Raw genomic sequence first — 14,440 nt, 5'->3', positions numbered from 1 at the left:
AAGGGAGAATTCCATGACGCTTGTCCTGGGAGCCATCGCCGATGACTTCACCGGTGCTACGGACCTTGCCAACAACTTGGTGCGTGCTGGTATGCGTTGCGTGCAGACCATCGGCGTACCGAGTTCTGACTTCACCCTCGACAATGTCGATGCTGTGGTAATAGCGCTTAAGTCACGCTCTATTCCGGCCGCTCAAGCAGTGTCGGATTCGCTTGCCGCGTTGGTATGGCTCACGGAGCACAACGCCCGGCAGGTATTCTTCAAGTATTGCTCCACATTCGACTCTACTGATGCGGGCAATATCGGGCCAGTTGCCGACGCACTAATGAAACAACTGGGGGCATCGCAGACGGTGATGGTACCGGCGTTTCCGGTCAACGGGCGCACCGTCTATCAGGGCCACCTGTTCGTAGGGGATCGATTGCTCAACGAGAGTGGCATGCAACATCATCCCCTCACGCCGATGACAGACGCCAGCTTGGTACGCGTTTTGGGGCGCCAGACTCCGCATGAAGTCGGTCTCGCTGCTTATCCAGTATTATCCAGCGGCGCAGCATCGACTCGTGTACACCTCGATAAATTATCTGCCGATGGTATTCGTCACGTAATTTGCGACACCCTGGACGAAAACAATCTGGACGTGCTTGCCGAGGCCGTGGTCGATTATCCGCTAGTCACAGGTGGCTCCGGTCTTGGCCAGGCCCTGCCTGAGCATTACCGGCGCAAGGGGTGGCTGACCGAGGTCAGCGACCCGGGGCGCCTAGCGCCGGCTTCCGGCAGTGCCCTGGTGCTTTCCGGCAGCTGCTCCAAGGCGACGCTGGGCCAGGTATCCAATTTCCTTGAGCGTTATCCAGGGATGGCACTCGACCCGCTGCTGCTGGCAAAGGATCCCGCTCACCTGGAGAACGCACTTGCCTTCGCCCGTGGGCACCTCACTGACGGTGGGCCGGTATTGGTCTACGCTTCCGCCGATGCTGGTCGAGTCAAGGCTGCCCAGGCGGAGTTGGGGGTCGAGCAGGCCGGTGAGCTGGTTGAAAAGGCATTGGGTGAGTTAGCCCGGGCACTGGTTTCAGAAGGGGTAGGGCAGTTGGTTGTCGCAGGTGGCGAGACATCGGGTGCCGTGGTCTCGGCCTTGGGCATACGCCAGCTTCGCATTGGCGATCAGATCGACCCTGGCGTGCCCTGGACCCAGGCGCCTTTGAAAGGGAAGGACGCGCCGCTGTCCCTGGCACTGAAGTCGGGCAACTTTGGCAGTGAAGACTTTTTTTCACGCGCCTTCGAGGTTCTAGAGACACGGGCCAAAGGAAAATAACGCCATGAGTCTTCACGACGAGAATCGCCTTCGCGAACAGATCGCCACCCTGGGTAAATCTCTGTTCGATCGCGGCCTGACTATGGGCTCCAGTGGCAACATCAGTGTGTGTACTGATGACGGTGGATGGCTGATGACGCCCACTAATGCCTGCCTGGGCCGCCTGGATCCGGGGTGTATTTCGCGAATTGACCGGGATGGGCATTGGAAAGGAGGGGACAAGCCTACGAAAGAGAGCTTTCTGCATATGGCAATGTACTCGGAACGCCCCCAGTCCGAGGCGATCGTCCATCTCCACTCGACCCATTCTGTGGCTGTATCCTGCCTACCCGGCATCGACCCCTGCGATTGCATTCCGCCATTGACCGCTTACTACGTGATGCGGGTCGGGAAGTTACCTTTAGTGCCCTACCATATACCCGGCGACCCGAGCCTGGGGGATGCTGTGAAGGGGCTGGCCGGTCAGCATAGTGCTGTATTATTGGCCAACCATGGCCCAGTGGTCGCTGGCAAAAATTTAGAGGCCGCGGTTTACGCCACCGAGGAGTTAGAGGAAACAGCCAAGCTGTTTCTATTATTGCAGGGCCAGAACCCTCGCATCCTATCGCCCGAGCAGATAGCGGAACTTGAAGAGCGTTTTCCCAAAGACTAACCAAATCATAGCCGGCTCACGTAGCAGGCTATTTCCTCTATTAGTTCGTGAGCTGATAACGCATGGTTTTCCTCTGACACTAACACCAGCAAAGAGCTGGTAGTACTAACTTACTCAACGCAGCGAATGGCCATGAAAAGGTTTGGGTAGTGAGATTGGATCAAGAAGAGCCTCTAGGGCGACGGCAATGGCTAATAGCCTCGAATCAGAATTTCCTAGGCCGTTTAATTGCAAGCCCAGTGGCAAGCCATCCGAATTTGTTCCCATTGGTAGGGTAACGGCGCACCAATCAAAATAATTGGCGGGCTGGGTATTGCGTGTCATACCCATCGCCGCCTGCATCGCCATGTCAGGATCCTCTAGTTCACTAAGCTTCTGCGGTTGCGCCTGAGTGGTAGGGCTAACAATTACATCGACGCGATCAAACAAAGATTTAGCCGCCTCAATATGACAGTGCCGCTCTTCTGCCAGTGTTAGGTAGTGATGGGCCTTGATACCAATGCCCTTATCAATACGTGCACGAATAATGGGATCGACAAGCGCATTATGGTCCAGAAAGAACTCTTCTCCCAGCCATGCAAGTAAGTGCGCAGGCATGGCAACAGGGAAGTAACGCTCACGTCCATCCACATCAGGTACGTGTACGGAAACCTGCTTTACCCCACTTGCTTCAAACCCTGAAAGGGCATGTTCAAATGCGTTTTTCATTTCCGCATCGACGCCATCAAGGAAGTAATTGACTGGCACGCCCAACGTAAGCTGACCAGGGGTTATCGAAGCATGATGGGTTTGAGATGACGGATTGATTCTGGCATTCAACGCATCGAAGGCAATAGCAGCGTCCTGAGCGGTCCGAGTGAGTAAGCCGATGGAGTCGGTATTGGGCTCAAGGGGAAAGGCACCGTCAGTGGGCCACAGGCCTACCGTGGTTTTTAAGCCGAATAAGCCGCACATTGCTGCCGGCACCCTGACGGATCCTCCTGTATCGCTACCGATAGATAAGCCACATAAACCCGATGCGAGCGCAACCCCAGCGCCTGAGCTTGACCCCCCAGGCAGCCGATGTTGCTGGTCATCCCACGGATTCCAGGGCGTACCACGAGAGACGGAGTGTCCCGTTATTCCGAGCGCAAACTCGACCATCCGGGTGGTTCCCAGAATGACGCAACCCGACGACTTCAACGCACGGATGAAGGTCCCTTCTTGCGTGCCCAGCTTGTCCTGAATAGGCAGATTGGAGCCAGCATGCGGGGTCATCCCATCGATAACGAACAGATCCTTAACCGAGACCGGCAGCCCCATCAGCGGCCCCAAGTCGACTCCATTGGCCAACAGCGTATCCATGGCGCGTGCCGTGGCTAGAGCACGGCGGGCATCCACTGTTTCATAGGCACAGAGTAACGGATCCAATATGTCGATACGGGCTAAATACGCGCTCACCGCTTGCTCCGAAGTAATTTCATTTCTGCGCAGCGCGGCGGCAAAGCCAGCGATTCCGAGTGACGCTACTGGATCCGAAGGAATAGTCATGAAAACTCCTTAATTAATAAATGAGCGACCAGAGCGGTACATGACAGTGTAAGGGTGCGTACCGTTTATTGATTTGTCTTGCAGCCGTTAGCAAGCTTGGTCTATACATAATTAGTCGCAAATAATCGAAATGCCACTAAAAAATCGACATAAGTGGTTTTTATAGATCTTGATGGAGACAAAATAATGAAGAAGTTGATCGCTGCCGCTTCCGTGGCCCCCTGGCTTCTGGCGGCCCCCGCCGTATTAGCTGATATCGAAGTTGGTGTCATTAACAGCTTGTCGGGTCCCTTCGCCGCCTTTGGTGAACGCTATCAGGCAGGAATGGAAGTCGCGTTGGAGGAAATCAACGAAGGCGGTGGGGTGAGGGGAGAACCTCTAGCGCTGGTCGTGCAAGATGACCGCTCTGAAGCTACCAGTGCGTTGGCAGCGATCGAGTCACTTAATCGACAGGATGTTCCTTTGATTATGGGCTCCTATGCATCAAGCATTACTGGGCCGATGGCACAGCTAATGACCCGCCAAGAGATTCCGCTCATTGTGCTCGGCAGCGCAGACAACAGCATCACCAAACCTGGCTCGCCCTGGGTATTTCGTGCCAAGCACAACTCAACGATTGTGGCCGAAAGCTATTTCGACTATTTCGATTTCCTACGTGAACAAGACGATAGCTTGGAAACCGTCGCCATGCTGTATGGCAATGGGGCTTGGCCGGAGTCTTTGGCCGAAGAGGGCGCACGTTTAGCCGAAGAACGGGGCTATGAAATCGTGGGAGACCAATCTTACGATCAAGGCACCTCTGATTTTCGACCCATCCTCAACCGTTTCCGCTCCGAGGAGCCCGACCTGCTCTATGTGGTTGCCTACGCTGAAGATGGGGTCGCTATTGCGCGTCAGATGCGTGAGGTAAACCTCAATCCCAAGGCTGTGGCGATCGATACCGGTGCCGCCTTGCCTAGTTTCGTCGATCAGGTGGGTGATCTTGCCGAGTATGTGGCCACTGTGGTGAGTTGGAGCAAGGACGTTCAGTACGAGGGCGTGGAAGATCTCTATGAACGCCTTAAGACCAAGACGGGCGAAGAGCCTACCTTCTACGAAGCAGAGGGTTATCTGGCACTTCGCGTGGCGGCCGATGCGCTTGAACGTGCCGACTCCCTTGAGCGTAGTGACGTTAGAGATGCGCTAGCCGAAACCGACCTGGATACACCGGTCACTCATGTTGTGTTTGAAAGCTTCGACGGCTTTCAAGGACAGAATCCGATTCGCAGCCTTGTATTGCAGATTCAGGACGGTGAGCACGTCACCGTATTCCCAGCCGACCTGGCTGCTGAAGAAGTTCGGTACCCAACACCGGTATGGGACGAGCGATAATCGGGACGTCTGCATGGCACAACTAGAGAGATCATGATGTTTGACTATGTATCCTTTTTGCAGAACTTGTCTAATGGGGTATTGATCGGTGGGGTCTATGCGCTGATTGGGGTAGGGCTAACGCTGGTGTTCGGGGTAATGAAGATAATCAACTTCGCCCACGGGGACTTCGTTATTCTGGGCATGTATTGCGCCGTGTTGCTCAACTCCCTACTGGGCTGGGACCCTTACCTGTCTCTACTTGTTGCCATGCCCCTTGGGTTTATGACCGGGGCATTACTACAGCGATTAGTACTCTCCCGCTTAATGGAAGCACCGCCAGAAAGTTCACTCCTGGTCACCCTGGGGCTAGCCTTGGTTATTGGCAATATACTGTTACTGACCTTTGGCGCCGAGCCCAAGTCCGTCAATGTGTCGTATGCCTCCAGTACGGTTTCTCTGGGGGAGGTCAGCTTCTCAATGATCCTGCTGCTCGCGGGCCTGGCAACGATGGTGGTGATTGCCGGACTTTATACGGTACTCAACCATACGGAACTGGGCCGTGCCATTCGTGCCACTGCTGACAATCGATTGGGTGCCGAACTTGTGGGTATCAATACCCGTTGGATCGAAGCCGTGGTTTTCGGTATTGGTATGGCCCTGGCGGTAACCGCAGGTGTCGTGCTGATTCCACTGCTGTTTGCCACACCGACATTCTCAGGTGCCATCTTCACGCTCAAGGCCTTTGTGGTCACCGTGTTAGGGGGGCTGGGTAATATTGGGGCTGCTATCGCCGGTGGGCTATTGCTGGGGGTAGTTGAGGTGATGGGGGCATCCTATCTTACATCGGACTACCGAGATGCCTACGGGCTGCTGGTGTTCTTGTTGATACTGTTACTACGCCCCGAGGGCCTGTTCGGTAAGACGGTGAAGCGCGTATGAAAAAGCATTACATCATTTTTGCCGGACTGGTGCTGATGGGTATTTTTTATCCACAGATGTTCCCGGGCTATCTATCGGTGGCCATTACCTTACTGTTATACGCTGGCTGGGCTACCGCCTGGGACATTCTGGGAGGTTGGGCCGGCCAGGTGAGCTTAGGCCATGCTAGCTTCGTAGGACTTGGCGCCTACTTCGTTGCAGTGGGGACATCCCATCATGAAATTGCTCCCTGGTGGGCAGTTCTGATGGCACTGTTCGCTGCCTCTCTGGTGGCCTACCTGTGGGGACGCTTAACCTTCAAGCTCAAGGGGCCTTACTTCACACTATCCACCATCGCCATTGCTGAGATCTTTCGACTGATCGCCATTAATGAAGGCTGGTTGACCGGCGGCGCGACGGGGGTCTTTATTATGACATTGCCGGAGCCCTTCGGCCTGGATCTCTTCTCTCGCCAGGTCAACTACTATCTGGCGCTGGCATTCGCGGCGATAACCGTCTTGGTAGTGATGCTTATATCGCGCAGCAAGTTTGGCTACCAGCTTCGCGCAGTGCGAGAAGATGAAGATTCCGCCATGGCGTCGGGCATAAATCCCACCACCGTCAAGCTGAAAGCGTTCATGCTCTCGGGTGCATTAACGGCACTGGGAGGAGGTATCTATGCGATTTTTCTCTCATTCATCGAACCTCACATTATCTTTTACCTGCTGTTGTCAGTACAGATCGCCTTAACGGCAATTATCGGTGGTCGAGGAACCATTTGGGGGCCTTGTGTAGGCGCGCTGCTGGTGGTGGGTTCGGGTGAGATATTCCGGACGACGTTCGCAGAGGCCAATATGCTGATTTACGGTTTGATGATTATGGTTGTGGTTATCTTTATGCCTCGTGGCATTGTTGGCGAGCCAGCGCGTTATTTGATTAGGAGGATTTATGCCAAGCGCGCTCAGAGCTGATGGCATCACCGTAAAGTTCGGTGGTGTCGTCGCGGTAAATGATGTTTCGCTGGATGTCGAACAAGGCAAGATCCTTGGTTTGATCGGGCCGAACGGAGCAGGCAAGACCACTTTATTTAATGCCCTAACGGGCTTCGTTACCCCCCAGGCAGGCCGCATTTACTTATACGGGAAAGAGATCACCCGACTTCCTCCGTATATGCGCACACGTGTTGGTATTGGGCGTACGTTTCAGACGGAAAGACCCTTTGAAGAACTAACATTGCTTGAGAATGTCCTGGTCGCGGCCTTCCTTAAGGAGCCCAAACGCAAGAAGGCCGAACGATTGGCCATGGACGTTTTGGAAAAAGTGGGCCTAGCCGATCGATATGACCAACCCGCATTGGATCTGAACTTGGCCAGACGTCGACGCCTTGAGCTCGCCAAAGCGCTGGCCGTCCAACCCAGTGTTTTGTTCCTTGATGAGATGATGGCCGGCCTCAATCCACCCGCACTTAAAGACATGATCGGTTTTGTGCGTCAATTGACTGACCAGAACCTGACCATCGTGATGGTCGAGCACATCATGGAGGCCATCATTGCCTTATCGGATCATGTGATTGTTATGGCAAACGGCAGTGTAATTACCGAGGGTTTACCAAACGAGGTGATCAAAGATCCACGCGTCATTACCGCCTATCTGGGAGAGGATTGATGACAGATCAAGCGGCTACTGTACTAAGTGTCGAAAATGTTGATCTTGGGTACGGTTCATTAAAGGTCGTCTTCGATGCCTCCCTGACGGTCAGCGCGGGTGAACTGGTGGGATTGATCGGGGGTAATGGCAGCGGTAAGTCGACGATCCTTCGAGCACTTTCAGGGATGATCAAGCCCTGGAAAGGAGCCATTCATTTTGATGGGCAAGAAGTCTCTGGGCGTAAGCCCTATGAAATGGCGAGATTGGGACTCGCGCATGTACCGATGGGGCGTCAACTGTTCGGCAATATGACGGTACACGATAATCTGTTGCTGGGCGCCTCATTACCCTCTGCACGCGAGCGTCGCGACGAAAACCTAGAAAAAGTTCATAGACTGTTCCCGGATCTTAAAAAGTACGCGCGTGAAAAGGCTGCGCAACTTTCGGGGGGGCAGCAGCAGATGGTGGCGATTGCTCGGGCGCTCATGCTTGGCCCCAAGATGCTACTGCTGGATGAACCAAGCCTGGGATTGTCGCCCTTATTAGTAAAGGATGTGATGGCGGCAATACGCCGAGTAGCCGATACCGGCATGCCCATTTTGTTGGTCGAGCAGAATGTTAAACAGGTACTACAGGTGAGCGATCGCGCTTACGTACTGGAAAATGGTTATCAAGTTCTGGATGGACCGTCTAGCGAACTACAGGACAATGAAAAAATTAAGAAGGCCTATCTAGGGCTATGATTAACACGTTGGAGTGACTCCCAGAAGCACATATACAAGCTGATGAGCCCAGCGTCTGAGAGCATTTTCATCGATTCCCAAAGAGGTGCAGGCCTGAGGGTAGTTATATTGGGCCACTACACTTTCCATCCCAGAAATTTCTTGATATAGGTAAGATGCCTTACAGGTATGTTTGCTTGTAACACTACCGGCACTAACTACGAACACATTAGAGGTAATCATGTACTCAGATGTACAACTTTTTATCAATGGCGAGTGGTGTAGTGCGATAGCCGGCAAGACGATCCCAGTAATTAACCCGGCGACAGAAGAGATCATTGGTCATATCGCTCACGCCGAGAAGGTTGATCTCGATTTGGCGATCAACGCAGCAGAGCACGGCTTTAATACCTGGAAGGCAACTCCTCCATTTGAACGTAGCAAAGTGATGCGCCGAGCCGCGGAACTCTTACGCGAGCGTGTTGACAAGATTGCTATGATCATGACAACCGAGCAGGGCAAGCCGCTGGCACAGGCGCGTATGGAGACGCTGGGTGCCGCCGATACCATCGACTGGTTCGCTGAAGAAGCGCGACGTACCTATGGGCAAGTCATTCCTTCGCGGCAGGCTAATGTTCAGCAGTTGGCAGTAAAAATACCAGTTGGCCCGGTGGCTGCTTTTACACCTTGGAATTTCCCGATCAACCAAGTCGTTCGTAAGTTATCTGCAGCGCTGGCGGCGGGCTGCTCCATTATCATCAAGGCGCCGGAAGATACTCCTGCGGCCCCCGCCGAGCTGATCCGTGCCTATGCTGATGCTGGTGTGCCGGCAGGCGTCGTCAACCTTGTTTTCGGCATACCTTCTGAGATTTCTGAGTATCTAATTTCACATCCCTCCATTCGTAAAATCTCTTTCACTGGCTCAACCGCAGTTGGCAAACATCTTGCGGCGTTAGCAGGCCAGCATATGAAAAAGGCAACGATGGAGCTTGGCGGTCACGCACCGGTAATCGTCTTTGAAGATGCCGATCTTGATGCTGCCGCTAAGCAGCTTGCTGGCGCCAAGTTCCGCAATGCTGGCCAAGTATGCATCGCGCCGACACGCTTTCTCATCCAAGAAAGCATCTACGAGAGATTTATTGATAAGTTCGTTGCCGCTGCTAGCGAAATCAAAGTTGGCAATGGCCTCAATGAAAAAACGACTATGGGGCCGATGGCCCATCAACGAGGACTTGAGTCGCTCGAACGGTTCGTTAACGACGCGATAGAGAAAGGTGCGAAGGTCCGTCTCGGCGGCAAGCGTCTTGGCCAAAAAGGCTTTTTCTTCGAGCCCACTGTCCTTTCCGAGGTTCCAATGGATGCCAATGCAATGAGCGAAGAGCCCTTTGGTCCACTGGCATTGATGGTACCTTTCTCGACGTATGAACAGGCAGTTATGGAAGCTAACAGATTGCCCTATGGGCTTGCCGCTTACGCCTATACGCGCTCCAACGCAACCGCGATGGCACTGGGACGTGATATCGAAAGCGGTATGTTGACGATCAACCACATAGGCTTCGGCCTGCCTGAAACTCCATTTGGTGGGGTGAAAGACTCGGGTTATGGTACTGAAGGCGGCAGCGAGGCGATCGACGCGTATCTTGATACGCGATTCATCTCACAAGCAGGGGCGTGAACAACTTGACCGTGCATTCTCAAAAGTGGGTCGAGCGGGTATTTTATTTACTGCTTGCGGGATAACTTTGGAGCTTGGTGGCCGACCACTGCTGAAAGAGGCTTGGTTCTTCTTTTTTCGCTCACAGCAGCTTGCCGGGATTGAATAGCCCCTGAGGATCCAGTGTCGCCTTGATGCTTTCCATCATGGCCAGGGCGACGGGGTCCTTGTAGCGGCGCAACTCGGTCCGCTTGGCGAGTCCGATACCATGTTCTGCCGAAATAGAGCCGTTCATGTCAGCGACCAAGTCGTGAACGGCACGATTAAACCGGGGCGTCAGGTCCATGAATGTAGCAGCATTCATGTCTACAGGTTGGCTGATGTTGAAGTGGAGATTGCCGTCACCGACATGGCCGAAGGCGCAAATGCGGGATGCAGGAAGGATCGTTAGACAGGCAGCACTCGCGGCCTCGATGAAATCTGCGATGCTCGACACTGGAACGGAGATGTCGTGCTTGATCGATGCCCCTTCAGCTGTTTGTGCTTCCGCGACACCTTCACGCAGCCGCCATAACGCTTTGGATTGCGTGCTGCTAGTCGCGATAACGGCATCGCGGACTACGTCATTCTCGAAGGCGTCTGCCAAGGCCACTTCCAGTCGTGCATTCAGATCAAGGTCGGCATTCGGTGTCGTCAGTTCGATCAGCGCGTATGACGCGTAGCTCAGGCTGAAAGGGTCACGTGCACCATGAATGTGAGAAAGCACGACGTCCATCGCAAAGCGTGGCAGGAATTCGAAAGCTGTCAGGGTATCGCTGAGCCGGTCCCGCATATGTTCGTACAGTGCTAGCACCTGGTGCGGAGAATCACAGCCGACCAGGGTGGTGGCTTTACCCCGGGGCAGGGGGAAAAGCTTGAGAACGGCAGCCGTGATGATGCCCAGCGTGCCCTCAGAGCCGATGAAGAGATGCTTAAGGTCGTATCCGGTGTTGTCCTTGCGTAACGCCGTCAAACTGTTCATGACACTACCGTCGGCTAAAACCACCTCCAATCCGAGCACCAGATCACGAGCATTACCATATCGCAGTACATTGATACCGCCGGCATTCGTGGCCAGATTGCCACCAATCTGACATGATCCCTCTGCGGCAAGCGACAAGGGAAATAGGCGTCCGGCGTCCTGTGCGGCGTCTTGTACTACCTGCAGGATGCAGCCCGCCTCCACGGTGATGGTGGCATTAGTAGGATCGATATCACGAATGCGATTCATGCGCCCCAAGGCAACGACGATACTCTGCTGCGGTACGCCGCCTCCGACTAGGCCTGTATTCCCGCCTTGTGGTACCAGCGGAACGTTATGCTCGCGGCACTGCTCGACAATGAATGCAACCTCGGCGGTACAGGCCGGCATCACCACAGCTAACGCACACCCCGGATACAGTCTGCGCTGTTCTTGGACGTAAGGAAGCATGTCGGATTCCTCGGTCAGTACGTAGTCTGCCCCGAGTTGGCAAACCAGCGTGTTGAGTAACTCCTCAGTGATCGTTTGTCGGTTCAAAGCGTCAGACATGTATGCTCCAGTGGAGGATAGTATCGAAGTCATGAATGTCAGTCGCGCTTAGCGCGACGCTACTGTGTGATGGTGTTACACATCAAAATGCATTCGGGATCGGTAGATATTTCGCAGCTTTAAAATCGACAGTCATGGTTTATAGGACATGGCCGTCCAGTAGTGGGAATCCGTCACTAAAATTTTCGATTTAGTGGACGGAGGATTTCAATATCCAAGAGCCGGATTGACCACATAGTCCAACGTTTCGCCGCGACGGTGCCGCTGGATATTTTCACACACGACAGGGATACATGCTTCTATCCTCGTAATGCATGCAATGTGCGGCGTTAGAATAATGCGCGGATCGTTCCAGAAGGGATGTTCCTTAGGTAACGGTTCTGGGTCGGTTACGTCGATTACAGCGCTGCGCAACTTGCCGGAATTAAGTGCCGTAATCAACGCGTCGTGGTCCAGTTGCTGGCCACGGCCGGCATGAACAAGTGCAGCGGAAGGCGGCAACTGATCAAACAAGCTTGCATTCAGGATATCTTTGGTCGAATCGGTCAAGGGCAATAGGCAAATCAAAATGTCCGCTTGCGCCAGAAACGGACCAAGGCCGTTTTCCCCATGGAAAGTAGTGACTTTGGCAATATCATGTGGGCTACGCGCCCACCCCGACAGTGTAAAGCCGAAAGGCGCTAGCGCATCAAGAGCACTGCGACCAAGATGCCCTAATCCCATGACCCCAACGCGCCTGTCCGCTGCAGGCGGTGGCACCGATACTTGTTGCCAGACTTGATATTTTTGTTGGTCGATATAGCCGGGCAGGTCACGGTGTAGCGCTAGCACTGCCATGGTAATGTATTCCCGCATCATGGCAGCGTGATCATCAGCGACTAGACGAACCACCGGCACGCTGTCAGGAAGCTCCATCATATTAAATTGATCCGCACCCGCACCCAGCGAGAAGATCACTTCGAGAGCTGGCCAGCCAATCTTAATATCTTCGGGCACACTCCAAGTTAACATATAGCGTACGGCGGTCTGATCGAAATCTTCGCCAGCAAGAACCACTTCAATATCTGGAACCAGGTCTTCGAAAAGATCCCGCAGAATCTCTCCACGCCTGCGATCCATGTTGGCAAGAAACGTCATACGAACTCCCTCATGAACAATCGTATCTCAGGCGGGATCAGTGCGCGCGTCCAACGCGTCACGCAAACCGTCACCAATGAAATTGAAGCTGGTCACTGCCATGGTGATGGCAATGCCAGGAATAATCGCTAGCCAAGGGGCTGTGGCTAGGTATTGCTGCGCGCCGTTCAGCATATTGCCCCAACTGGGCAACGGGGGCTGGATTCCGTAGCCAAGAAAGCTGATATAAGCTTCCAGCAGGATAGCCCGTGCGACGGTCAGGGTTGCGGCGACAATGATCGGGCCGACCAGATTAGGCAACAATTCACGAAACATGATATGCATGTTGCTCAGACCCAGCATTCTCCCCGCTAGGACAAAATCACGTTCACGCAGGGATTTCACCTCGGCTTCGACGATGCGGGCTATTTCCATCCAGCTTGTAACGGCGATAATGACGGTGATCATTACGGGGCTAGGATTGATGAAAGCTGCTAGTGCCAGCAACAGAAAGATCGAAGGAAATGCCAAAAAAGCATCTACAAAACGCATAAGAACCGAATTGACCGTGCCACCATAGTAACCTGCGACGACACCGATCACAGTCCCGATCAATGTCGATAACACCATCGCAAAGAATCCAACCAGCAACGAAATCCGCCCCGCCATTAGCAACCGGGCTGCAATATCTCTTCCAAGCGGGTCGGTGCCAAGGTAGTGATCGCCTGTCAGCGGCGCGGCAAAGCGGGCAGGCAGGTCGATGAACAAATTGTCATAAGGCAACAGATATGGACCAAAGATGCAGGCTACGGTCAGCATCAGCAGCATCACAACGCCGATCATTGCCAATCGGTGGCGGGCAAACCGTTTCATGCCACGGCTGTTCCACCAATGGTGGGAATTCTGTGAAATCGAGACGGCTGTCATATCGTCGTTTCCTTCAGCGTATCGCTCGTCAGGCCAAGCGGATGCGGGGATCGATGGCGGCGGCAACAATATCGGCGATCAAATTTCCCAGTAGCACAATGATCGCCGAGAACATCAACAATCCCATCACAACGGGGTAGTCGTTGTAACTGAGGCTATCGAGAAATAGACGCCCCATGCCAGGCCAAGTGAAAACTGTTTCTGTGATCAGCGCCCCGCTCAGCAGATTAGGTAGTTGCATCCCCGCGAGAGTGACCATCGGTAACAGCGCGTTGCCCACCACATGCTTCATCAATATACGCCGCTCACTTACACCCTTGGCGCGTGCAGTCTTGACGAAATCCTGATTGATTACGTCCAGCGTCGCGGTACGCATGTAGCGGCTCCAAATTGCAATGTTGACTAGAGCAAGGACGATGCTGGGAAGAACGAGGTGATGGAGATAGTCCAGAACAGATTCGTTGCCAATCGTGTACATATTGCCAGCGGGCAACCATCCAAGTTCCAGTGAAAAGATATAGATGCCGACGAGGCCAAACCAGAAAGTGGGTATTGAAAGAGCAATCATCGCACCGACGGTGGCGGTATAATCGAAGGCCGAATATCGATGCGTAGCACCCCTGATCCCGATCCAGGTACCCAGCGCGATTGCGATCACCGTAGAGCTGATCATGAGCAAGAAAGTCGCAAACATATGTCTGCTGATCACCTTGAGAACCGGTTCTTGATCACGATATGAGATGCCCCAATCCCCCTGAAGCATTCGCCAGGCCCAGTCGAGATACTGAATCGGCAAAGGCCGATTCAGTCCCATCTGCTCCGCTATTCTGTTCATGGTTTCTTGCGTCATACCAGGCGTCAGCGCGAATTGTGATAACGGTCCACCGGGTGTGAGGTGTAATACGCCAAAGCCGATCATCGATACGATGATTAGCAACACGATGCTTTGTCCAAGGCGTCTTAGTAGGTATCCAGCCATCTTTCTTCCTATCCATCGCGCCCGCAGTCTGTGCGAGGTCAGGCCGGGAGTTATGCTACG

At 53.7% G+C, this 14,440-nt stretch carries 13 protein-coding genes; 8 read left to right on the top strand and 5 right to left on the bottom strand.

From position 1 onward, the window contains the following. The first annotated feature begins 13 nt into the window (after positions 1 to 13). Together otnK and otnC are read left to right on the top strand one after the other, a co-directional pair. Positions 14 to 1,312, top strand: a complete 1,299-nt coding sequence (gene otnK / locus Q3Y66_RS18265) for a 3-oxo-tetronate kinase (protein WP_008957142.1) — start codon at positions 14 to 16, stop codon at positions 1,310 to 1,312. Positions 1,313 to 1,316: 4 nt separating this feature from the next. After that, positions 1,317 to 1,964: a 3-oxo-tetronate 4-phosphate decarboxylase gene (otnC, locus tag Q3Y66_RS18260; RefSeq protein ID WP_008957143.1), complete on the top strand. Its 648-nt coding sequence runs from the start codon at positions 1,317 to 1,319 to the stop codon at positions 1,962 to 1,964. A gap of 114 nt (positions 1,965 to 2,078) precedes the next feature. On the opposite strand, the gene Q3Y66_RS18255 is transcribed toward otnC, so the two are convergent. Next, positions 2,079 to 3,494 (bottom strand): amidase, encoded by a 1,416-nt coding sequence (locus Q3Y66_RS18255; protein ID WP_008957144.1) that lies wholly within the window; start codon positions 3,492 to 3,494, stop codon positions 2,079 to 2,081. A 186-nt stretch (positions 3,495 to 3,680) separates the two neighbouring features. Here Q3Y66_RS18255 and Q3Y66_RS18250 point away from each other — a divergent pair, with 186 nt between their 5' ends. The 6 genes from Q3Y66_RS18250 to Q3Y66_RS18225 all read left to right on the top strand — a co-directional run bounded on the left by Q3Y66_RS18250 (position 3,681) and on the right by Q3Y66_RS18225 (position 9,809). Then, positions 3,681 to 4,865, top strand: coding sequence for an ABC transporter substrate-binding protein (locus Q3Y66_RS18250; RefSeq protein WP_008957145.1), 1,185 nt, complete (start codon positions 3,681 to 3,683; stop codon positions 4,863 to 4,865). A gap of 33 nt (positions 4,866 to 4,898) precedes the next feature. Beyond that, entirely contained in the window at positions 4,899 to 5,786 is an 888-nt protein-coding gene (locus Q3Y66_RS18245; RefSeq protein WP_139041524.1) for a branched-chain amino acid ABC transporter permease, read from the top strand. After that, complete coding sequence (locus Q3Y66_RS18240; RefSeq protein ID WP_008957147.1) at positions 5,783 to 6,736, top strand: branched-chain amino acid ABC transporter permease; 954 nt, start codon at positions 5,783 to 5,785, stop codon at positions 6,734 to 6,736. Before Q3Y66_RS18245 ends, Q3Y66_RS18240 begins: the two co-directional genes overlap by 4 nt. Then, complete coding sequence (locus tag Q3Y66_RS18235) at positions 6,714 to 7,430, top strand: ABC transporter ATP-binding protein (RefSeq protein WP_008957148.1); 717 nt, start codon at positions 6,714 to 6,716, stop codon at positions 7,428 to 7,430. Before Q3Y66_RS18240 ends, Q3Y66_RS18235 begins: the two co-directional genes overlap by 23 nt. Further along, positions 7,430 to 8,155 carry an ABC transporter ATP-binding protein gene (locus Q3Y66_RS18230; RefSeq protein WP_008957149.1) on the top strand — a complete coding sequence of 242 codons (726 nt, stop codon included), beginning with the start codon at positions 7,430 to 7,432 and terminating at the stop codon, positions 8,153 to 8,155. Before Q3Y66_RS18235 ends, Q3Y66_RS18230 begins: the two co-directional genes overlap by 1 nt. Positions 8,156 to 8,375: 220 nt before the next feature. Continuing rightward, a complete protein-coding gene (locus tag Q3Y66_RS18225; RefSeq protein WP_008957150.1) occupies positions 8,376 to 9,809 on the top strand; it encodes an NAD-dependent succinate-semialdehyde dehydrogenase in 1,434 nt (477 codons plus the stop codon). A gap of 121 nt (positions 9,810 to 9,930) precedes the next feature. On the opposite strand, the gene Q3Y66_RS18220 is transcribed toward Q3Y66_RS18225, so the two are convergent. The 4 genes from Q3Y66_RS18220 to Q3Y66_RS18205 form a co-directional block, all read right to left on the bottom strand. Beyond that, the gene (locus Q3Y66_RS18220; protein WP_008957151.1) at positions 9,931 to 11,358 is read right to left on the bottom strand and encodes an FAD-binding oxidoreductase; all 1,428 of its coding nucleotides are present in this window, start codon (positions 11,356 to 11,358) and stop codon (positions 9,931 to 9,933) included. Positions 11,359 to 11,565: 207 nt separating this feature from the next. Next, positions 11,566 to 12,495: a glyoxylate/hydroxypyruvate reductase A gene (locus tag Q3Y66_RS18215; protein WP_008957152.1), complete on the bottom strand. Its 930-nt coding sequence runs from the start codon at positions 12,493 to 12,495 to the stop codon at positions 11,566 to 11,568. A gap of 27 nt (positions 12,496 to 12,522) precedes the next feature. Continuing rightward, complete coding sequence (locus Q3Y66_RS18210; protein ID WP_008957154.1) at positions 12,523 to 13,401, bottom strand: ABC transporter permease; 879 nt, start codon at positions 13,399 to 13,401, stop codon at positions 12,523 to 12,525. A gap of 28 nt (positions 13,402 to 13,429) precedes the next feature. Then, positions 13,430 to 14,380, bottom strand: coding sequence for an ABC transporter permease (locus Q3Y66_RS18205; RefSeq protein WP_008957155.1), 951 nt, complete (start codon positions 14,378 to 14,380; stop codon positions 13,430 to 13,432). Positions 14,381 to 14,440 lie beyond the last annotated feature (60 nt).

It is taken from the genome of Halomonas sp. HAL1 (assembly GCF_030544485.1).
GTDB lineage: Bacteria > Pseudomonadota > Gammaproteobacteria > Pseudomonadales > Halomonadaceae > Vreelandella > Vreelandella arctica.
The sequence above is the reverse complement of the archived record's forward strand: the minus strand, read 5'-3'. Positions and strand labels throughout refer to the sequence as shown.